This is a genomic window from Wolbachia endosymbiont of Diaphorina citri, from assembly GCF_013096535.2.
GTDB lineage: Bacteria > Pseudomonadota > Alphaproteobacteria > Rickettsiales > Anaplasmataceae > Wolbachia.
Genome location: NZ_CP051265.2, coordinates 636,877 through 658,366 on the forward strand (window position 1 = coordinate 636,877; position 21,490 = coordinate 658,366).

The following is a 21,490-nucleotide window of genomic DNA, read 5'->3' on the forward strand; positions in this document are numbered from 1 at the left end:
TGCAAGCCATATCAACAAAATTGAGAAAACCAATAAAAACTTCAGCAGTCTTATCAAACCTGGAAAAAATACGCCTAGAATTTTTGATTTTACTGAAAAAACATTCCCGTTCTTTATAAATATTCTTATCATAAAATCTCTGCACTTTTCGATTCCTTTTCAGTGAAATCACAACTTCACATCCTTTGCTCTCAAACAAAAGCATATATCCTTGTATCAGCCACTATAGTGGAGTTATAGATATTTTTCATTAATGCTTCAGCTTGTATTCCTCTGGCCAGATAAATTTAAAGGATTTCTCAATGCATCAACAAGTGCATGAATTTTAGTAGCTTTATTCCTTCCTAACAGCTTTGGAATCCTTTTTGTATCAGGCAGAGCAAGCATGAGCTCGAACTATCGTTCCATCGATTACCGCAACTTCTAAATCTGGATTTTGTTGCATATATTTTGCCAAAACTTCCTTTTCACACCACTTTTTAAACCTCCTATGTATACTCCTCTAATTGCTGTAAATTTCTGGCAAAAGACGCCACTGACAGCCACTCCGCAAACCGCTTCCATAAATATTCTCAACTTCTTCTCATTTTTGCTGTGTATTCCTTTGACTCCCTTTAAGAATTCAAAAGTTTGTTCCCATTTTCTTTTTTCTATGTAATATTCCATTGGGAGTTTCTCTATATTATTCACGGTCTCTTTTTTCTTATTTCTCCTACTTTTTCTTTACTTTATTTTCTCACAGCACCTAGATAAAATTCAGGAATTTCAATGCTTTAGCTATTTTAAGTAGAATTAAATTTACTAATACAAACAATAAATTACTATTCTTAAATTTGATCAGATTGATTGCAAAAAATAAGATTTTCAATACGTTGTTTGTATAGTTAGCCTTTCATAGGTAGTGATGCAACAAAGCCATTCCAGTGTTTGGTCACTAGGGTGAAACTGGGATCCAACTAAGTTGGTAAACACGTTACAATGTTTTGACGAAGAAAAGACTGATAGCTACTTGCATGACAACCATTTAGTTGTCTTTTATCGTCTATCTTATTTTGTTACTCTGCTGAACAGATACTAAAGTACTAGCTTTTTTGGGTTCATGAACAATTCTATCAGAAGTTTTGTGACTATAATTGCAGAAAACATCGAGCATAAAACTCCTATCGATAAAGTGATAGAAAATCCTCTAATTGCTCCGCTACCAATAATGAACATTATTCCTGAAGCAATTAGTGTAGTGAGGTTTGAATCAAGAATTGTTTTTATTGCGTTTTTAAATCCTTCTTCAATGGCACGAGCTGTTCTTTTTCCTGCTCTTATTTCTTCGCGGATGCGTTCAAATATCAAAACATTTGCATCCACCGACATGCCAACAGTTAGTGCAATTCCAGCAATTCCAGGGAGAGTAAGAGTTGCTTCAAGTAAGGTAAGAATGAGTAGTATAGAGATTACATTAAAAATGAGTGCAACAGACGCTAACAAGCCTAATTTGCCGTAAGTAATGATTATAGATAAACCAACGGCTATGATAGAGATTATTGCTGCAATTTCTCCTGCTTTTATTGACTCTTCTCCAAGACTTGGACCAATGTTTTTTTCTTCAATTATTTTAAGTGGTGCGGGTAGTGCACCTGATTTTAAAAGTATTGCAAGTTCACTCGCTTGTTTTTCAGTGAAATTACCGCTAATTTCTCCCTCTCCATTTAGAATAGGTTCACGTATTGTTGGTACAGTTAAGACTGTGTTATCTAAAACAATTGCAAAAGGCTTTCCTACATTTTCTTTAGTAATTTTTGCAAATTTTTTGCTTGCTATGCTGTCGAATTTGAAATGTACTGTTGGTTTACCTAAATTGCCAAATCTAACTGATGCGTTAACTAATGAATCACCGCCTATTTCAGTTTTGCGGAATATCGGATAGGAATTACCCAAAGAATCCTTGAGCATAACCGTAGTTTCATGGTCCATATCTTGCAACTTGGTTATGTTAGTGTTTGCCAAATGGAAAGCCAGCTTGGCTGTTTTGCCAAGCAGAGATTTTATCTGCTGAGTGTCTTCTACTCCAGGAACTTGGACTAATATCTTATTTTGCCCTTGTTTTTGTACACTTACTTCCTTTGTACCAAGCTTATCTAGGCGTCTTTGAACATTAATTATTGACTCTGAAACTACTTCATTGATTAATGAATTCTTATAATGCGGTTTATATGAAATAAAAATTGAAGTATCTTTTCTATTCAGCTCTAAGTTTGGGTTTATTTTATGAATTAACATCGAAACTTTTTTGTAATCATCCATATTACTTAAAGTTACAACTACTTGTTTATCGTTTTTTATGCTATTTTGTGTTAACAGACCTTCTTTTATTTCATCGGTTAGCATGCTTAGTTTCTCTTTGAAGTAAAAATCTAAGTCTACATTCAGGAGTATAGATGATCCACCTTTCAGGTCAAGCCCTAAATTTATTCTCTTTTTTGAGGTAAAGAACTTATTATCAATAAAATTTGGCAGTATTATATATAAGGACAGCAAAAAAATTAGTAACACTGAAAGAGATTTAACTATTATCTTGTTTGGCATAAATTTAAACTATATTAGTGCATTGTAGACCGAATAGTTGCTAATCACAAGCACCTAAAAGATTAGGACCGCCTAAAGCCCTGATCTATAATTGATGGTCTGCGTTTGTTTTTCTAAAATATCATTATAAATCCATGAATGAGGTTCAGAGGTAGCTTTAAGATTCTCTATTTGTTTATTTTTTCTAATGCTATCAATCGGAAGGTAAATGCATAAACCAAGTATTGAGAAAGTAACTATGGTAGCTGGTATGTGAATAGCAAGAAATTCACTATAACTTGGATCTTTCCAACCGAGAGGACTAGATAGAGAAGGATGAGAGGAAAATCTGGGAATTGCTACTACTGCACTTAATGCTGTTAGAATAATAGCGACAGTAGTACATACAAGAGGTAAAATATTCTTTTTATTAAATCTGCCATTAGAATCTTTTAAAATATCAAACATACATACTCCTAGATTACTAAATGTTCGTGATACTAAGGGCTAATTGTAAAATGTTCAATAACTAAATTGGAGATAATAAAAAATGGGCATAGAATATAGACATATAATATGAAGGATATATGCTAGTTAAAATAGGTACGAGAGGAAGCGACCTTGCGCTCATCCAAGCTTTGGAAGCAAAACAAAGATTATTAGAGTCTTTTCCTAATCTATCCGTTGAGATCATTAAAATCAAAACTTCTGGTGATAAATATGCTAATGTAACCCTTGCTGAAATAGGAGGTAAAGGACTGTTCCTCAGGGAGATTGAGGCTGAATTACTCAAAAATAATATAGATATGGCGGTTCATTCGCTAAAAGATGTACCTGCGTTTTTCTCGAAGGACTTAACAATTCCTTGTGTTTTAGAGAGGCTAAGTCCATGTGATGTATTTATTTCTCATAAATATAAGAGCCTAAAAACTTTGCCACAGCAGGCTACAATTGCAACTTCTTCAATAAGAAGAAAAGTTCAGCTGTTAAATCTCAGGCCAGACTTAAATGTAGTGCCACTGCGTGGAAATGTGACAACTAGACTGCAAAATCAGAATTTTGATGGAATGATTTTAGCTGAAGCAGGGCTGATAAGATTAAAAAAATATCACTTAATTACAGAGGTATTGCCACCAAAAGTCATGTTAAGCGCAGTAGGGCAGGGGACAATTTGCATTCAATGCCGAAAGAATGATATAAAAGTTATCGATCTTTTAGAGAAAATTAATAATAATATGTCTTTTATAAGGGCAAAATCAGAGCGCAGTTTCATGAAGACAGTAAATGGTTCATGCTTTACACCGCTTGCAGCTTTAGCAGAATATGTGAGTGAAAACATGCTACATCTTTATTGTATGTTAGCGGGCGAGAGAGTTATATACTTTACTGAACGCACTTCGTTTGTAGAAGATGCAGAAAAAATGGGTATGGATGCAGGATTAGAGTTAAAATCAAAATGCTTATAAGCTTACCTAAAGTATGTGGAATCTACCGTTATAATGTTTCAATGTCTAAAATGACTTGGTTAAATGTTGGTGGCCAAGCTGATGTACTATTTAAGCCACGTGACATTGAAGATCTAATGTGCTTGATAAAAGATGCGGAGTTACCAATTAGCGTTATCGGTGCAACATCCAACATAATAGTGCAAGATAGTGGCATTCGAGGAATAACGGTGAAATTAGGTAAGGAATTTGCGTATATTAAATGTAAAGATAATAGCTCCATAGTTGCAGGTGGTGCTGCACTGCTTAGTAACCTTGCCTACTTTGCAGGGGAACAGCAAATTAGTGGGCTTGAGTTTCTTGCTGGAATTCCAGGAACAGTTGGCGGTGGAATAGAAATGAATGCAGGTGCATATGGTAGTGATATTGCGAGTGTTGTAAAATTTATAAGGGCAGTGAATCTAGAAGATGGAAATTTATATGAATTCTCCAGCGAAGAAATGGGATATTTTTATCGTGGACATAGTCTAAAAGGCAGGTGGATTTTTATTGAAGCTGAATTTAAAGGAGTAAGTTCAGAGTATGAGCTTATATTGCAAAGATTGAAAGAAGTTATTGATAAAAAAAATAAAAGTCAACCAGTAAGAGGAAAAACTGCTGGTTGTATATTCAAAAATCCAATAGGCTGCAAGGCATGGAAACTGATTGATGAATCTGGCTGCCGAGGATTAGATAATGGTGTAGCTAAAATTTCTAAGAAACATTGTAATTTTCTACTCAATTACAATAATGCAACTGCACTTGACTTAGAAAACCTTGGCAACAGAGTAAAAGATGCAGTAAAAGATAAATTTAACATTGAACTTGAGTGGGAGATAAGGGTTTTGGGTAGGTAACTTCTAACCTTCTCTAATATGACCTATTTCAATTGAGTACACTTCAATTTAAGTCCAAGGTACACTATTTTGCGAGGATAATTTATGCTTCCTTTGAAGAAAAGCATTCTTTTATTTTTTCAATTACCGGCTCTATAATGTAGTGATTTATTTTCTTAATCATAGGTTCTACAATCATATTTCCAACAATAAGGCCTGTAATTGGGGCAATAATTCCTATTGTCGCACCCATCAAAACTGCTGATCCTGTATTTAACATTACACCAGGAAAAATAGCACCTATAGCTGCACCAAGACCAATCCCGATTGCAGTGCTAGTAACGCCCATACAAAATATAGGGAAAATGCATTCTCGATTTACTTTATCTTCCTTATAATCACAATATGTAAGGTATGCGATAGATAATATTGTAGAAACAGCAGCAACAATTCCACCTATAATGGAAGGTGATAAAATTGCGAAACTTGGACCAAGACCTACAAGCACTCCTATTGAAATATTCATTCCCATTAATATTCCAACAAGGATTAACTCTTCTTTAGTTTTTTTATCCATACCCCTCCTTAACACTTAATTAATAATAAAATGTTACTCATCTTTACTTAACCTGTAAAGTTATCTTAACCTAATTTCAAAAATTATTGTATAATATCATTTTGAGGTTTTATTTTCAATGCGCAAACTTGCAATACTCTTTTCTATACTGTTTGCGATAATTGCTTACTATTTAAACAATGAAGTAATATTTGAAATAGCAAAGCTATTTAGCGATATATTCATCAGTCTGTTGAAATTGATTAGCTTACCTTTAGTTTTTCTATCTATAGTGTCCACAATTTCAGGGCTTAAAGACTCAATTGAAATTAAAGTATTACTTAAGAAGACGCTGTTTTACACGCTGTTTACAACAATTGTAGCTGCATTTGTTGCGTTATCTTTCTATTTATTCATAGACCCAGTAAGAAAAAATTTCATAAGTAACACAATAGAAAGTGTGAGTGACAGCAACCACAATTACTTCTCATACTTAAAATCACTCATTCCATCAAATTTTGTGCAAGTTTTTCTTGAAAATAACGTTATTGGCAGCATATTGATTGCTTTTTTGATGGGTGGAGCTATTATTTCGCTCTCAAAAGAAAAACAGGATATATTACACCAAATATTCTCTGCACTGTTTGATACACTTCTTAAAATTGCTCAAGGGTTGTTAAAGTTTATTCCTCTTGCTGTATGGTCTTTTATCACATGTTTTTTATACGAGTTAAAAGGTGGCAGCGAATTCCATAGTCTTTTTTGGTATTTTGCTTGCATAATGTCTGCAAATTTCGTGCAAGCATTTGTGATTTTGCCACTACTCATGTGGTATAAAGGTATATCACCAATTCAAACGATGAAAGGTGTTATGCCAGCACTTACACTTGCGTTTTTTTCTAAATCATCTAGTGCAACGCTGCCTACAACCATAGACTGTGTGCAAAATCAGCTAAAAGTGCCAAAGAAATTGTCATCTTTTATTCTACCAATATGTACAACTATCAATATGAATGCGTGTGCTGCATTTATTTTGATTACAGTGATGTTTGTTGCAGAGATGAATGGGCACACATTTTCCTTAAGTGAGATGTTCATATGGATTTTTTTAGCTACAGGAGCTGCAATTGGTAACGCTGGAGTGCCGATGGGGTGCTATTTTATGGCAACTAGTTATTTGGTATCAATGAATGTTCCTTTGTACATTATGGGATTGATTTTGCCTATTTATACAATCATTGATATGTTTGAAACTGCAATAAATGTGTGGTCTGATATCTGTATAACGCAGATAATTAATAAAGAATTTCAAACTCAAGAATGATATTAGATAATACAATAATAAAAGAATTTGAAGAGGTTGGTGCGATTTTGCACGGACATTTTGTACTCTCGTCAGGGCTGCACAGCAACACTTACATACAATGCGCTAAAATTTTTGAAAATCCAAGCAGAGCAATGAACGTTTGTGAGCTATTGGCGAATAAAATAAGAAAAGAGCTTATTGAACCCATAGATTTAATACTATCTCCTGCGATTGGTGGAATAATCGTGGGTTATGAGATTGGTAGACAGCTTGGAATCCGAACAATATTTTGCGAACGTGTTAATGGTAAATTTGAATTACGCCGTGGATTTGAGATTAAACAAGGTGAGAAAATCTTACTAATTGAAGATGTGATTACCACAGGTAAATCTTCACTTGAAGCAGTAAAATGTGGAGAAGAGAAGGGAGGTAAAGTTGTTGCTGAAGCTTCTTTGATAAAGAGAAGTAGTGAGACAAAACTACCTTTTTCTGTTATATCTTTGATTGAACTAAACATTCAAAACTATAGCGAGAAAGAACTGCCAAGTGAATTAAAACAATTACCTATAATGAAACCTGGAAGTAGAGAATATTTAACAAAGTAATTCTATATAGTATATTTTCTCTTGGTTTAGCTAAGGGTTTTATGGGTTTTTGAAATTTTGCCCATAAAACCCCTTTCATGATTAAAAATACACTAAATCTTGGTTTTCACATGTTTCATCTCGTGCAGCAGAAAACAATAAGTCTGCACTCTCATTCAAACTATTTGCAGCAGTCTTTAAAACCTCAGATTTTGCTTCTATAAGTTCGCATTCAATCTTGTCTATTCTTGTATCCAAATCCCTATGTGCATTTTCGATTAACTTATTCATTTCATATTCTAGAAATTTGCTTGATTTTTCACTTTGTTCAGTGAGGAAATCACCTATTTTGCTTGTGATTTCAGGTTTGATAAGACTTTCAATTTTTTCTTCAGTGTATTTTTTTACTGCTTCTTCTACCTGAGTTTTTATTGTCCCAAATTTGGGAGAAAAACCCTGGACTTGAAGTCCATCCTTTTAAGAATATAATTTTAAGGTGAAAAATCTGAAAGAATGTGGAATATTATAGAAAAAGCAGTCACTCTGTATATATATCACATAGTGTGGATAACAAAATATCGATATCCAGTACTAGTTGGAGATATTGGACAGAAAGCTAAAGAAGTTGTACAAGAAGTATGTGCAAATAATCAAGTAGAAATTATCAGAGGTAGAGTTGCGTCAAGTCATGTACACGTATACGTTTCTGTACCCCCATACTTAAGTATTAGTAAGTTAGTGCAGTTAATAAAAGGAAAAAGTTCCAGAAAAATCCAGCAAAACTTTCCAGAGCTAAAAAAGAGATATTGGGTTGTGGGCAGTAGGCTAGTTTGTCAGGACTAGCGGAAATGTAACTGACGAAATGATAAAAAATTATATTGAAAATCACTCTAAAAAAGAAGATAAATTTGGTGACTTTCAAGTCGAAAGTTAGCATTCTATGCTCTCTCTCAATCTTTGGATTTTAATCCATAGTGGTTGAATTCTGGCTTTAGCAAATCTGCAACTTCTGGTCCTACTTTTTTCACTGCTTTTTCAGCTGCATTTTTTGCTGCTTTTTCAGCGTTTGCTTCTACTGACTTTACTGTCTTATCAATTGAAGTCGATATTTTTTTTCTATTTGATTAGCTTTTTCGCTAGCTATTTTGTTAGCTTTTTCTTCAGCTAAAGTTAGCATTTTTCCTTCTATTTTTTTTACTTCATCTTGAGCTGCTTTTCTAGCTTCTAGTTTTAAATCGTTACCCATTTTAGATATTACTTGATTCGCAGCTTCTTTTGCTGTTTTGCTTATACCAAGAATTTTATCAAACATTCCTGCACGATACACTTGAGAGCCGAAGTTTGATTCGTCAGCCAAATTTTTGTAATTGTATTCTTTCATAATGTACTCCTTAATTTAAAAACTATACTAACATTAATATACAAGTACAAAAATTATATTAATATTAGTATTGCTTTTCAGGGCAGTAGTATAAATTTATAGTACCTTTTGAAAAAATTCATGACTTGACGGCAAAGAGCATTATATTGGTATCATGACTGACTTGGAAAAGATGAGAGAAAAACTGCAAAATCAAATTAATTATCATAATATCTTATATTATCAAAAAAGTAAGCCAGAGATAAGTGATGCTGAATATGATGAACTGAAAAAAAAGTTAGCTGCAATAGAGCCAGAAGCTTATGCAACACAAGATAGTGTTGGTGCTCCGCCTGATGAGAGATTTTCTAAGGTGGAACATCAAGAACCTATGCTTTCTCTTGAGAATGCTTATGATGAACAAGGTGTAGAAAAATTTTTGTCTAAAATAAAGAGATTTTTAATTGCAGATGAAATAGAGATATTATGTGAGCCAAAAATTGATGGATTGTCATTTTCTGCAATTTATGAAGATGGGAAATTTGTTAAAGCTGCAACTCGAGGTGACGGTTTTGTAGGAGAGGATGTAACTCACAATGTTGCAACAATAAAAGGCTTTCCTAAGTTTTTACAAGATGTGCAAGGAAGACTAGAAGTAAGGGGTGAAATATATATCAGTAACAGCAACTTTTTAAAGTTAAATGAAAATAATGAATTCGCTAATCCTCGAAATGCAGCTGCTGGTTCTTTAAAGCAATTGAATGCGAACATTACAGCAAAAAGGCCTCTTAGATATTTTGCTTATTCTTTAATTGGTGGAATAGAGAAAAGTCAAAGTGAGGTACTAGATAGACTTGAGGAACTTGGCTTTTATGTAAATGAGCATCGCTTCTTAACAAGTAGTTTGAATGGAATGCTAAAGTTCTATAACGAGATCTATGATTATCGTTATAACTTGGATTATGATATCGATGGGATAGTCTATAAAGTGAATGATTTGGTGCTACAAAGTCGTCTGGGAAGTACACACAAAGCGCCACGCTCAGCGCTTGCATATAAATTTTCTGCGGTTTATGCAAAGACAAAGTTAAATAAAATATTTATACAGGTGGGTAGAACGGGGGTTTTAACTCCAGTTGCAGATTTAGTACCAGTCAATATTGGTGGAGTATTAGTTAGCAGAGCAAGTCTACATAACCAAGATGAGATAAAACGTAAAGATATAAGAGAGGGAGATGTTGTAACAATTAAAAGGGCTGGGGATGTAATTCCTCAAATTGTCAAAGTAGATGAAGGTTCTCGTCATGCAAATATGCCTGAATTTGTGTTTCCTGACATATGTCCTGAATGTGGTAGTAAAGTGCAGATTGAAGGAGTTGCAGTAAGATGTCCTAAAGAATTTAATTGCAAGGCTCAAATAGTAGAAAAACTAAAACATTTTGTGTCAAAAGATGCATTTGACATTGTTGGCCTTGGTGAAAAACAAATAAAGTTTTTTTATGACCTGGAACTAATAAGACAAATTCCAGACATTTTTATTTTAGAGGAAAGATTAAAAGAGTTTTCCTTAAAAGAGCATCATGGTTGGGGCGAGAAGTCAATAGCTAATCTATTAAGTGCTATACAAAGCAGAAGAGTAATCTCTCTAGATAGGTTCATATTTTCTTTGGGTATCAGATTTATCGGCCAAGTTGCAGCAGAATTGCTCGCAAATTATTATGTATCTTATGATAACTGGTATAATTCGATGTCATCAAATGATGTTGAGTTGGTAGGTATAGATGGTATAGGAGAAAAAGTAGCTGAATCTTTAAAATCGTTTTTTTCTCAGGAACGTAACATTAAAATGTTAAATGATCTTACTGCATATCTGCAAATTCTTCCCGTGAGCTCCAACTCTAGCGATTCTTTTTTGAATAACAAAATTATAGTGTTTACTGGTAAGCTACGTGCTATGAGCAGAGGGGAGGCAAAAGTAAGAGCTAAAGTTTTAGGGGCAAAGATCAGTTCAAGCCTTTCTACTAAAACTGACTATTTAATTGCAGGAGAAGATCCGGGTTCAAAATATAAAAAAGCAATGGAATTGGGTGTGGAAATTTTAGATGAAGAACAGTGGAACAAATTGTGCTAAACACAACTTAATCTGACGGGAATGAATTAACTGATAGAAGAATTGAAAACTAATATCAGACTCTTATTTAATACAATTGAACACTCCCTGCTCTTTATAAACAGTTATGCAACAAAGCCAGTTAAATAGCTAAGCACCCCTCTAATATATGATTTCTCTTTAACTTTTTCTAAATATGGACTAGGTAATTCTTCCTTATCTACAAATTCGAAATCATCTTTCTCAAGAAACAACTCATGTATTATTTGTGCTAGTATCATAAAGTCTTTCTTTTTAGGGGACTGAACAAAGCCTGGATATTGCTCATCATGTGCAGTTTTTTCATAAACAGATTGAATGAAAGTAGATATTCTTTTTTCTAATTTTCTCAAATTTTTTACCAATTGCTTTTCCCCTGGTAAAGGTATTTGAAGCTTTTTTTGCTTTAATACCTCCTTTTCTGATATGTGACCAGAATCGTTAATAAACTTACGTGTTATTTGCTCTAACCTTTCCAAGTCTATTTCTGTATTATAATAAGAAAGAGCTGGATAATTTTCATCTTGGCACAGCTTATTATGATAATCAGAAGCTTCAATAAACTTATTTACTATTTCTTTTAATTCTTGTAAAGCATTTAGCTTTTGATTGAAATCAAGATATTTTTTCAACTCCATCCACCACTCATATTTAGCAGATTTTTCTTGTTTTTCTATTTTATTTTCTAGCTCTTCTACTACTTTACTATCTGCAAATGCTTTTATATATGTTCCTCGAATAACAGGACAAAAAGTTTGAGAGAATCGTCTGTGACATATATACTCAATAGTCTGAAAACACTCATTTTTTATCGAGTATGTTAGTATATTAACTAAACTCTTTAAAAGAACTTGCTGCCCTTCCGGATTGTTTTTTATATTCTTTTCAACTAAGTTCAACATTTTTTTTATCAGTCGTTTATTATCAATTAATGAGACTATAGCCAAAATTGTTTCGATCTGCCCTACTTTTCTACTAATGATCTGATTAAGATTTTTTTCATTGAGCTTGGCAATATCATTGCTTACAAGTATAAAGGCATTTTTATATATTTCCCGAATAATTGAGAATTGTGAATCAGGGTACTCGCGCCTATTTCTAGTAGGTTTTTGTGTAAAATGTTCGTATAGGTTTGTAACAATTGAAACATCTGGTTTATTTATAGCTTCCCTTAAAGAAAGAACTAACATTTTCTTTAAGTTAGCTTGTTTATCTATATCAATTAAAAGTCTAGGATCACTTTCTACAGCTAATATCTTTTTCCACCATAAAGTCATAACTTTTTTATTAGAAACCCCAGTTGGGGATTAGAAGTCAGTGAAAAAGCCGGGAAAATAGGGTAAACTCCGGAAACATATTATCAAAAAATAGAGAGGTTACCCATGAATAAAAATGTAACAGAATTATTTTGCTTTGTAGACGATTTTTGCAAGGCTATAAACAAAAATTTCGCAGAAAAACTCCTGCCAAACAGTAAAAAACCTACCAGAACGCCAGGGATTACGCATTCTGAAATTCTTACTATAATTTTACTTTATCAACAATCTAGATGTGAGGACTTTAAATCTTTCTATACATATTATTTGAAAGCACTACATGGATCTGAGTTTCAAAATTTGCCAACATATAGTAGATTTATTAGGCTAAAAGGTATTTAGTGCTCTTGTTAAAGTGGCTTTGTGAGCAGTCAAAAATGACCGGAATTTCGTACATAGATGCAACTTCTATCGCTGTTTGCCATCCAAAAAGAATCTCAAGAAACAAAGTTTTCAAAGGATTGGCAAAGCTTGGAAAGACTACATATGGCTGGTTTTTGGGTTTTAAATTGCATATGGTAATTAATGAAAAAGGTGAAATTCAAGGAGTTACAATGACTAAAGGTAACGTTGACGACAGAAAACCAGTACCAAAATTAACTGAAAAACTGACTGGTCTTTTGTTTGGTGATAAGGGCTATATAAAGAAAGAGCTCTTTGCAAAACTCTTCGATAGAGGAATAAAACTCGTTACCAAAGTAAAAAAAGGTATGAAAAATACATTAATGCTTCTTGAAGAAAAGATTTTTTTAAGAAAAAGGTCGATTATTGAAACAGTTTTTGGTTACCTCAAAAACAGACTTGATCTTGAGCATTCAAGACACAGGTCTCCAATAAATTTCTTGGTGCACATCTTTTCCACATTAGTTTCATATTCTATGAAGCCTAAAAAGCCCTCTATTTCTACATTTTACTGTATTGATTAATCCGCAACTGGGGTTTTTCCCCACTTTGTAGAGTATAGAATCAGTACAAATTTCTTTCTCTATATCATCATATTCGTAAATAGATAAGCGAGTCACTTTGGAAATAATATCAACTGAAACTCCTTCTTTCACTAGATTCTTTGCTACTTCTATTTTCGCTTCTTCTTGACTAATTTTCTCGCTAATATATACAAACCTTACTAAAAGGTAAAATCGAAGTAGCCAAAAACTCACTCAAGGCCGATGTCTCTATTGATGTTATCGCTGAAATCACTGGCCTTTCGGTAGATGAAATTAAACAACTTTAGAAAGAAATAGCATAATATGACCCTTGTAGCTGTTTGTCCACTGTTGTATTATTTAAATAGCTTCTAGGTTTATTATCAACAATGTCGTGAGGTTGAGATTTACTATTCACTATCTGCTGCTCATCAAACATTTTTTCAATATTACCTTTAAAAATACTCAGAAACTTCTCATTTTTCGGATAAGCTTCTTCTACGACTGAATATAATGTACTTGGCATTTTAGAATATCTTTCGTTCCTTACATGACCTTCTATATCTGAATACACTTTAAAAAAGTCAAAACCTTTCACTGATACACCAGATTGTTTAGCTGTTTTTTTAAGTGTCTTTTTAAATTCTTCCATTATATTAAGTGTATCAGCCAGAACTTCTTCATGAGTAGCAGAACAAAACTTAGGCAGAGGATATTTTTTATCTAGGAAACTTTGTAGTAAGAAAAATCCTAAACCAATATTGTTACTGATACAAACTTTACTGCTAAATTGGCTAGTACCAGCTGTATTAGAATAATTTGCTGAGATCTCAGGCAGAGCAATTCTAAACCTACCTATAGAGTTCTTTACCCAACCAAATAAATCATTTATCCACGAAGATGGTCTTGTACTACTACTCACCATTCTACGATTTCTAATGTGCTGCCTGCTATGTTCATGCCTATGTCTATGAGGCTGGTCAGATAACATAACTTCTGTGAAAACATCATTATATACTTGATCTTCATATTCTTTTCTCACAACATCCACATCTCTTGCCGTACTTATTTCCTTATCATAATCCTTTAACACTATTTCTTTATCAGCAAATTTTATTGATAACGTTTTCATCTTAGGTGTTGTATAGAATTTATTAAGTGTAATACTGCAAAGATCATCTCTAGTAATAGTCGAGTCAAAAGCATTCGTTATCATTAGATCGTTACTATTACTGCGAACAAATGTATAATTTCCTCCTTTTCTAGGTGTAACAAGCTCAGTACCTTTTTCTACATCTTGACCCATTACCACAATAATTTCTTTATCCTTTTCAAACATTAAAGGTTGTGGTTTTAAACTCCACTGATTATTATCAAAGTTGATTATCATAGGAGCATTTTCTACTATCACATGAGTCTTATTATACCTCTCTACTCCATCTTTTAATCTCACAGTAAAATATTCATCTTTTTGCTTTTCTACTGTTGCTCTTAATAACAAATCATTTTCAAATTTAATTACTTGTAATTCAAAATTGTCTTTTGCTTTTTTTACTACACTTCTTAAATCAATCGTATCTATTGAATTCTCTTCATCAATGTCATGAATAACAACCTCTGGAACGTTATCAATCTCAGAATCAATTACATACACATTTTCACCGCCATTACCTACTAAATGACTCTTATATGCTGGATTATTATGTATTACTTCATGATTTCCACTTCCTATTACCACTGTCTCATTACTTAAAAGTGATTGTATAAAGAATGACATTTTATTTAGTCTATTTGCTATAGGTAAATAGTTCTTGATAATTTCTTCAGCAGATTCATTACTACTTTGTAGCATATACAAATTATCTTTATTACCTATTCTTATTTCACCATTATTTTCTAATCTGTAAGAAGGATTTTCTGAATAGAAGATCGTTACATTAAACTCTTTATCTGACTCAATAAAATTGAATTTTACCTCATGTTTAGTTCTATTGAAAACATTTATATATTTCACATCGATACTTTTTATATCAGCTGGCTCATATGCAAACCAAAATGTATTGGTTACATTAAACCTTTCAGGTTCATAAATAAAACTAAGCTCAGCACTTCCACTACAATTCAATGGTACTAGATAATCAAAGCTTCCTTCTAATGCTTGATTGTATACTACTGTATTAGGTCTTACTATTATTTGCGTCTTATGAGTACAGTCGTTATTGTTTATTGTTATAATATCCGAATCATTTTTAGCGCCACCTTGTCCATCTAAAAATTTTGTATAGCATGTACTAAATATACGTTCTGACTTGGCTTTTCTACCAAGCACTCTTTCCAATGAATCAATTTTGAAAGCATGATACCCATGGTGTTTATATACAATAGTACCAGTGTTTCCATTTAAATAAACATTCACATTTACAGCTTCTTGAGCAAATTCAGTCAGATCTAAGGTATCTATTCCATCTTCTCCATACAAGAATCCTTCTATAAGATCTCCCTGTAAAACAAATATATCATTCTTATTTCCTCCATAATATTCTTTAGAACCATCATTCACTACAAATATGTTCGGGCTATCCTTAAATCCTTTTGCATAATCTTCACCTTCTCCTAAATTAATTAGAGTATGTTCTTCTTTCTTATTATTAGACAAACCAACCGCATTTTCACATAAATATGATCCATAACTTGGAGCAGGTTCGTCATTTCCCTGCGAGAAACAAAACAATTTTCCACCACTTGGATTATCCGGCCTTGCTCTACTCCATTTTATATCGGTTCTTTTTCTATCAAGCAGTACTTTACTGTCTAAATCCATTCGAAGTTTAGTTGTGCATTCTTCTTTATACAATGTAACATTAATTCTTCTCATACATAATTCTCCAAATCCAGCACCACCACACTGAAGCACTTGGTATGGTACTGTACGACAAGAACCTAGAAATGATTGACTAGTAGGGAATACATAACTTTGAATATCATTATGCTTCTTTAAATACTCAAATCCTTGCTTAACCAACTGGTTATAAAGTTGTTTTTCCTCCATTAACTCTTCTATATATCCTTCAGGTTGCATACCTATAAATGAACGTAACCCTTCAATAAAATTTTCTCCTCTAGTTAGGTGAATAAGTTGATCAATCTTATCTACTCTCTTTACTGCCGTATAAATATCAGTACCAACAAATACTACAGCTCCAATTCCTGCTCCAATTGGTCCAGTAACACTTGACACTCCTTCTAATACTTCAAAACCTTCAGCAACTTCTATACCAATCTCTGCGCTATCCACTCCAAGATAAATACTATCTCCTATTATGCCAACTAGTGCTTCTTCAGTACCATTTGTAAATGCTTTTACCTGATTTACTAGATCATAAATAACAAACGCAGAAGTACCTCGAGCAAGAAAAGGTGATGCAACCCTTAAAGACCTACCAAGTAATGCCTTTCCTTCTGAGAGTAAATTTAACCCTTTACGAGATGCAACTTCAGCAACTTTAGCAAATCCTTGACCACCTTCTATCAAACCTACATTAATCGCTACACCTCGATAATCTCCGTTTAAAAAGTCAGCTAAAACATTTTTAGCCATCATTCCATGCATAGTTATGCTAGAGATTTTCTTTACTCTATTTAAATGATTCATAACCTTCTGATTACTGGTGAGTTTATTGATTAAGTCGCAAAACCTACCCGTAACTTCAACTTTATCCGCTAGCTCAATTAGCTGAAAATACTTATCTTCCGGTAAATCTTTTATGTAATGAAGAAACTTTTCACTATCTATTTTAATTTTACTAAAATCTCTTTTTGCATCCTCTTCTGTATTAAATTCATCTACATCTTTCCAAGACAGTTTACATTCCCCAATCTTTACTTCTCTTTTCCTTATTACTGGACTTATACTCAGCAAACATTCTTCAACTTTACCTCTTTGATATATTGCAGAAGCCCTTTCTAACAACTCTTTTGCTCTCTGAACATCACCTGAAGCTAGATACGCAACAGCTAAATCTTCTAAGGCTATAGCTACTTCAAAATGATCTTCTCCATAATGATTCTCTAAAATAGGTAATGCCCTTTCTAGCAACCTTTTTGCTTCTTCATAATCACCTAACTCTACACAGGCGACACTAAGATTTACTAATATTTTAGCTGCTTCAACATGATCTCTTGCATAATTTTTCTCTAAAATAGATAAAGCCCTCCCTAGCAACTCTTTTGCTTCTTCATAATCACCTAAAGCTAGACAATCAGTACCTAAACTTTCTAAAATCATTCCTATTTCAAAATGATCTTCTCCATAGTACTTCTCTAAAATGGGTAAAGCTCTCTCTAGCAACTCTTTTGCCCCTTGATAATCAACGGAATCTCTATAGACAACACTCAGCTTTACTAACGCTTTAGCTACTTCAAAATGATCTGCTCCGTAATGATCCTCTAAAATAGGCAAAGCCTTTTCTAGCAACTTTTCTGCTCTTCCATAATCACCTAAAGCCATGTAATTGATACCCTGTCTTGCTCGAGCTATAGCTACCTGAAAATGATTTTCTCCATAATAATTTTCTAAAATAGGCAGCGCCCTTTCTAGTAACTCTTTTGCTGTCTGATAATCACCTAAACCTTCATAAGAAATACTAAGATTTATTAATATTTTAGCTGACTCAAAGTGCTCTTCTCCATAACTGCCACCTAAAATAGATAATACTCTTTCTATTAACTTTTTCGCTCCTTCATAATCACCTAAAGATCCATAGGTAATACTCAGGTTTACTAGTACTTGAGCTAGTAAAGGATGATTCTCCCCATAATGCTTCTCTAAAGTAGGAAAAGCTCTCTCCAGCAGATCTTTTGCACTTTGGTAATCACCTAAAGCTCGATAATTTATACTCAGATTTACTAGTATTCTAGCTAATTGAAAATGCTCTTCTTCATAACGTTGCTTTCCAATTTTTAAAGCTCTTTCTAGCAAATCTTTTGCATTTTGGTAATCACCTAAAGCTACATAACTGGTGCTTAGATTTACTAGTCTTTTAGCTACTTCAAAATGCTCTTCTCCATAATGTTTCTCTAAAATAGGCAATGCCCTTTCTAGTAATTCTTTTTGTCTTTTAGGATTACCTAAGCTAAAATACCCATCACTCATCCATATCAACAACCTCTCAAGGTAACCCTTTTCCATTTTTTGTTTATCTTCAGGGTTCTTTTTTAACCAATTATCTATATGTGATAAAAATGCCTCTAAGTGCGGTAATAATTCTCGTTTCTTTAAAGAGTCTTCTAATTTATTACTACCATAAGGAAAACTTGCTCTGAGTAGCGCGAAAGTCTCTTCCATAACTTCTTCGCTTTTACCCTCTTCTTCTAACCCTATTCTCGTCACTTCCTGAACTAATGTATGAGTACTCAACACACTTTGCTTTTGTTCACCATTCACCATAGAATATTTTATAAGTAAACGAACAGCAGATCTTAATTCCTCTTCATTACTCCCTGTCAAACCTTTAAATACTTCTCTACTAATCTTCTCAGGTGCAAGATAAGATATAATATTAAGAATCCTTAAAGCTAATTCTCCATTCTCTATATCACTTGCTATTTTATCGATTGTAATCTTCCAAGTTGTAAAAGTTGTTTTGGCATAGTCATTATCAATTCCCCTGAATACTTTGGAATCAAGCAAGTCTTTTGTCTTCTTTTCATATTCCTTTAGATAATCATCTATATCAAATTTTCCTTTGAATCTTTGATCTTCAATATATGATATCGCTTGCTGTATAGCTAAAGGAAAGTGTTGTAACTTTTCTACTAAAGCTTTTATCTTTTCATTTTGAGATTCATCTTCTATACTCAAGCCCTTTTTTACAAATTCTATTGCTTCTTCTGACTTTAATTCGTTTAGATTAATAACTTCTATTCCTCTTTCCCACTCTCGATTACGAGAAGTAATTAAAATATATGGTCTATTACCATCCGGTAATAAATCATGCAGTGGTAAAAATTTATTCAAATAATTACTTTTTTCGGCATCATCAAAAATGAATAAGCTCTTGCTATCACTGAAAAATTTGTAAACCTCTTCTACAATAGCTTGTATATCCTTTTCTTTTCCATCTGTATCTCTTGTATCAATTTTTAGCTTATTCTTTGCTAATCGAGTAAATGATTCAACAAGAGTTACCTCACTCTCAGCATTAATCCATATAACATCGTTATAATAATCTTTGCTATAATCTTGAATATACTGTTTAGCTATCTCAGTTTTTCCTATTCCCCCTAAACCGCTAATTGAGGTTATTTGTGATATTACTGTTACCTTTTCTGAACTACGTTGTATCTTGTTATGTAGATCAATCAACTCTTCTTCTCTCCCAGTAAATAAATTTACTGGCTTTTTAACATCAAACCAAACAGGTTCCCTTACTTGTTGTCCTGCTACAATTAGACTATGTATTTCATCAAGCTTTTTACCTACTTTCTCGAAGCTTTCTTTACTTTCTTTCCTTCCCTCTTTAATAGAATCTTCTATCTTTTGACTAGCTTGTCGATGTTGACTAATTAACTCACTAAAGACTCTCTTAATCTCATTTTGATTACCTTCTACATAACTTGATAGCTCATCAAAATTCTTAGCTATATAATCCTCTAATTCATTGAAGTTTTTTTCAGCTTCTTGCTCCATTTCTTCTTTGAAATTGCTTAGCAACCTCTCTTCGACTAACTTCGAATCTTGCTTATTAATCTCATTCAATAATTCATCTTCCCATCCTTCATTTGTTTTCCCATCTGACTTTAAAACATACCTATACTCTTCTCTAGGAGGATTTTCTTCAATGTATTCTATTGTGAATTTTTTTATCTTCTTTTCTACTTCCCATTTAAAAAGAAGACGATAGCCATATTTGCTAGTATCACTCTTTCCGTCTATTCTTTCGTAGTATTTATCAGCACTACCATCACGCTTTATCGTTACTAATCCCGCTTTATCAAATAATTCTGCCGTATTCCATGAATTTTTACTTTCTAACGTGTGTCCTGGCTTAATATGAGGAAAATTAGTGAAAGTTTGTTTATATTTTTTTGACTTTCCCAAAATAATACCCTTAGTAATTGAGTTAGCCTGAAACTCTTCTTCGGTATTTTCTCTATAGTAATCAATCACTCTGCTTACAGCATCTTCTGCTAATTTTGTCATTGCTCTCTGCCAACTCCCATCTGCTGTTACTTGCACAAATTGGCTCTCAAAGCTTTGAAAGATTTCGATACCAGATTTTACTAACTCTTCCCTAACTTTGATCGGATTCGTTTTAAAGATATACAACTGATCTATCAGCTTTTTAAGCTCTGCTCTATTATGCTTAATGCCAATGCTGGATATTGTTGCTCGAAGAATGTTAATTCCAATAAGAGGAATTACTTTTGATTCCGCTTCTCCTTGTTCTGTTCCACCTTTTCCTATATACATTACTTTATTAGCAAAATCAGCCCATTTACCTGGCTTTCCTTTTTGACTTTCTAGTCTTTCATAATATTCTGATAAAGAGCGTTCATAAATAAATACAAAATCTTTAACAAACTTTCTTAGCTTTTCATGTACTTCCTCCTCCTGTGCAGAAAGTCTTTTTACTTGATCAGAAAATTTTTTTAAATGTTCTTCTAAAATCTGAATAATCTTTTCCTTGTTTGATTGCTTGGCAATATCAAGTGGAGTTTTACCATCCTTATTTTTAATGTTTTGGTCTATACCAGACACATTCAAAAGAAGTTCGATAATATCTTGATGATCTTTACTTACAGCAACATGTAGAAGTGTATTATTACTATCATTGAGATCAATATCATTAATATTTTGTACTTGAGTAAGTAATCCTTCAATTTCACTAATCTTATTTAGCTGAGGATTATCCGTTCTATGCTCACGTATCGCAAGAAACAATTTGGCAATGTTAATATCATTAGGGTTATATTGACGTCTTATTCTATTTTTAAATTGAAAAGATTTTTCTTCCCTATCTAACTTAACTGCTTGTGAATCTGTCCTGAGATAACCTATTGCTTTTACCATAAAATTCTCTATTTATTTTATATAAACTTAAGGTCATATTATATTTCATTACATCTTAGTAAATAAAATCAGCAATGCAAATAGCTTTCATAGATATTGTGTCTTCAGGTTATTTTATTTAAGCTTTTGAGCTAAGCTTGTAGGAGAGCTTTATTCTATCTTTAAATTTTATTTCCTCTACGCTACCTCAATTTTTCTTTGTTACTATCAAATGAATTGTTACTAACTTAGTAGTGTATTTTACTAATAACTTAAGTATCATAACCATTTGTAACAACCAAAACCAAGGACAGTGAGAAGTGTTTTTCTTGGGATGGGATGGTCTACCATGTGTACCATACCA

The 21,490-nt window shown here is 33.0% G+C and carries 13 protein-coding genes and 4 pseudogenes; 8 read left to right on the top strand and 9 right to left on the bottom strand.

Going from position 1 to position 21,490, the window contains the following annotated elements; all coding sequences use genetic code 11:
- Positions 1-423: 423 nt before the first annotated feature.
- From HGO49_RS02835 to HGO49_RS02845, 3 genes are all read right to left on the bottom strand, one after another.
- A complete protein-coding gene (locus HGO49_RS02835) occupies positions 424-666 on the bottom strand; it encodes a hypothetical protein (RefSeq protein ID WP_157072266.1) in 243 nt (80 codons plus the stop codon).
- A 408-nt stretch (positions 667-1,074) separates the two neighbouring features.
- Positions 1,075-2,580 carry a protein translocase subunit SecD gene (gene secD / locus HGO49_RS02840; RefSeq protein WP_017531755.1) on the bottom strand — a complete coding sequence of 502 codons (1,506 nt, stop codon included), beginning with the start codon at positions 2,578-2,580 and terminating at the stop codon, positions 1,075-1,077.
- Between the two features lie 72 nt (positions 2,581-2,652).
- Entirely contained in the window at positions 2,653-3,027 is a 375-nt protein-coding gene (locus tag HGO49_RS02845) for a hypothetical protein (RefSeq protein ID WP_007301917.1), read from the bottom strand.
- Positions 3,028-3,146: 119 nt separating this feature from the next.
- Between HGO49_RS02845 and hemC the strand changes: the two genes are divergently transcribed.
- Together hemC and murB are read left to right on the top strand one after the other, a co-directional pair.
- Entirely contained in the window at positions 3,147-4,025 is an 879-nt protein-coding gene (hemC, locus tag HGO49_RS02850) for a hydroxymethylbilane synthase (RefSeq protein WP_007301916.1), read from the top strand.
- Positions 4,016-4,900, top strand: coding sequence for a UDP-N-acetylmuramate dehydrogenase (murB, locus tag HGO49_RS02855; RefSeq protein ID WP_017531754.1), 885 nt, complete (start codon positions 4,016-4,018; stop codon positions 4,898-4,900). Before hemC ends, murB begins: the two co-directional genes overlap by 10 nt.
- A gap of 82 nt (positions 4,901-4,982) precedes the next feature.
- Here murB and HGO49_RS02860 read toward each other — a convergent pair whose 3' ends face one another.
- Complete coding sequence (locus tag HGO49_RS02860) at positions 4,983-5,456, bottom strand: glycine zipper family protein (RefSeq protein WP_017531753.1); 474 nt, start codon at positions 5,454-5,456, stop codon at positions 4,983-4,985.
- Positions 5,457-5,574: 118 nt separating this feature from the next.
- Here HGO49_RS02860 and HGO49_RS02865 point away from each other — a divergent pair, with 118 nt between their 5' ends.
- Both HGO49_RS02865 and pyrE read left to right on the top strand, forming a co-directional pair.
- Positions 5,575-6,759 (top strand): dicarboxylate/amino acid:cation symporter, encoded by a 1,185-nt coding sequence (locus HGO49_RS02865; RefSeq protein ID WP_017531752.1) that lies wholly within the window; start codon positions 5,575-5,577, stop codon positions 6,757-6,759.
- The gene (pyrE, locus tag HGO49_RS02870) at positions 6,756-7,346 is read left to right on the top strand and encodes an orotate phosphoribosyltransferase (protein ID WP_007301912.1); all 591 of its coding nucleotides are present in this window, start codon (positions 6,756-6,758) and stop codon (positions 7,344-7,346) included. Before HGO49_RS02865 ends, pyrE begins: the two co-directional genes overlap by 4 nt.
- An 81-nt stretch (positions 7,347-7,427) precedes the next feature.
- On the opposite strand, the gene HGO49_RS02875 is transcribed toward pyrE, so the two are convergent.
- On the bottom strand, positions 7,428-7,616 hold the full coding sequence (locus HGO49_RS02875; protein ID WP_017531751.1) for a hypothetical protein: 189 nt from the start codon (positions 7,614-7,616) through the stop codon (positions 7,428-7,430).
- Between the two features lie 224 nt (positions 7,617-7,840).
- Between HGO49_RS02875 and tnpA the strand changes: the two are divergent.
- Positions 7,841-8,259: pseudogene (gene tnpA, locus HGO49_RS02880) on the top strand (IS200/IS605 family transposase).
- Positions 8,260-8,406: 147 nt separating this feature from the next.
- Here the strand turns inward: tnpA and HGO49_RS02885 are convergent.
- Positions 8,407-8,706, bottom strand: a complete 300-nt coding sequence (locus tag HGO49_RS02885) for a hypothetical protein (protein ID WP_017531750.1) — start codon at positions 8,704-8,706, stop codon at positions 8,407-8,409.
- A gap of 154 nt (positions 8,707-8,860) precedes the next feature.
- Between HGO49_RS02885 and ligA the strand changes: the two genes are divergently transcribed.
- Complete coding sequence (gene ligA, locus HGO49_RS02890; RefSeq protein ID WP_017531749.1) at positions 8,861-10,816, top strand: NAD-dependent DNA ligase LigA; 1,956 nt, start codon at positions 8,861-8,863, stop codon at positions 10,814-10,816.
- Positions 10,817-10,920: 104 nt separating this feature from the next.
- On the opposite strand, the gene HGO49_RS02895 is transcribed toward ligA, so the two are convergent.
- Entirely contained in the window at positions 10,921-12,111 is a 1,191-nt protein-coding gene (locus HGO49_RS02895) for a hypothetical protein (RefSeq protein ID WP_017531748.1), read from the bottom strand.
- Positions 12,112-12,216: 105 nt separating this feature from the next.
- On the opposite strand from HGO49_RS02895, the pseudogene HGO49_RS02900 reads away from it, so the two are divergent.
- Positions 12,217-13,076, top strand: a pseudogene (locus HGO49_RS02900) (IS982 family transposase).
- A gap of 15 nt (positions 13,077-13,091) precedes the next feature.
- On the opposite strand, the pseudogene HGO49_RS07240 reads toward HGO49_RS02900, so the two are convergent.
- A pseudogene (locus tag HGO49_RS07240) lies at positions 13,092-13,289 on the bottom strand (WO male-killing family protein Wmk); the annotation flags it as partial.
- On the opposite strand from HGO49_RS07240, the pseudogene HGO49_RS07245 reads away from it, so the two are divergent.
- A pseudogene (locus HGO49_RS07245) lies at positions 13,280-13,384 on the top strand (Rpn family recombination-promoting nuclease/putative transposase); the annotation flags it as partial. The pseudogenes HGO49_RS07240 and HGO49_RS07245 overlap by 10 nt on opposite strands.
- Here the strand turns inward: HGO49_RS07245 and HGO49_RS02905 are convergent.
- Positions 13,381-21,147, bottom strand: coding sequence for a tetratricopeptide repeat protein (locus HGO49_RS02905; protein ID WP_172758388.1), 7,767 nt, complete (start codon positions 21,145-21,147; stop codon positions 13,381-13,383). The pseudogene HGO49_RS07245 and the gene HGO49_RS02905 sit on opposite strands and share 4 nt — an antisense overlap.
- Positions 21,148-21,490: the final 343 nt, after the last annotated feature.

Excerpts from the sequence above, each read along its gene's own strand:
- HGO49_RS02835 (WP_157072266.1), bottom strand. The coding sequence starts at position 666 with ATGGAATATTACATAGAAAAAAGAAAATGGGAACAAACTTTTGAATTC.
- hemC (WP_007301916.1), top strand. The coding sequence starts at position 3,147 with ATGCTAGTTAAAATAGGTACGAGAGGAAGCGACCTTGCGCTCATCCAA.
- HGO49_RS02845 (WP_007301917.1), bottom strand. The coding sequence starts at position 3,027 with ATGTTTGATATTTTAAAAGATTCTAATGGCAGATTTAATAAAAAGAAT.
- HGO49_RS02860 (WP_017531753.1), bottom strand. The coding sequence starts at position 5,456 with ATGGATAAAAAAACTAAAGAAGAGTTAATCCTTGTTGGAATATTAATG.
- HGO49_RS02865 (WP_017531752.1), top strand. The coding sequence starts at position 5,575 with ATGCGCAAACTTGCAATACTCTTTTCTATACTGTTTGCGATAATTGCT.
- HGO49_RS02905 (WP_172758388.1), bottom strand. The coding sequence starts at position 21,147 with ATGGTAAAAGCAATAGGTTATCTCAGGACAGATTCACAAGCAGTTAAG.
- HGO49_RS02895 (WP_017531748.1), bottom strand. The coding sequence starts at position 12,111 with ATGACTTTATGGTGGAAAAAGATATTAGCTGTAGAAAGTGATCCTAGA.
- secD (WP_017531755.1), bottom strand. The coding sequence starts at position 2,580 with ATGCCAAACAAGATAATAGTTAAATCTCTTTCAGTGTTACTAATTTTT.
- pyrE (WP_007301912.1), top strand. The coding sequence starts at position 6,756 with ATGATATTAGATAATACAATAATAAAAGAATTTGAAGAGGTTGGTGCG.
- HGO49_RS02875 (WP_017531751.1), bottom strand. The coding sequence starts at position 7,616 with ATGAATAAGTTAATCGAAAATGCACATAGGGATTTGGATACAAGAATA.
- murB (WP_017531754.1), top strand. The coding sequence starts at position 4,016 with ATGCTTATAAGCTTACCTAAAGTATGTGGAATCTACCGTTATAATGTT.
- HGO49_RS02885 (WP_017531750.1), bottom strand. The coding sequence starts at position 8,706 with ATGAAAGAATACAATTACAAAAATTTGGCTGACGAATCAAACTTCGGC.
- ligA (WP_017531749.1), top strand. The coding sequence starts at position 8,861 with ATGACTGACTTGGAAAAGATGAGAGAAAAACTGCAAAATCAAATTAAT.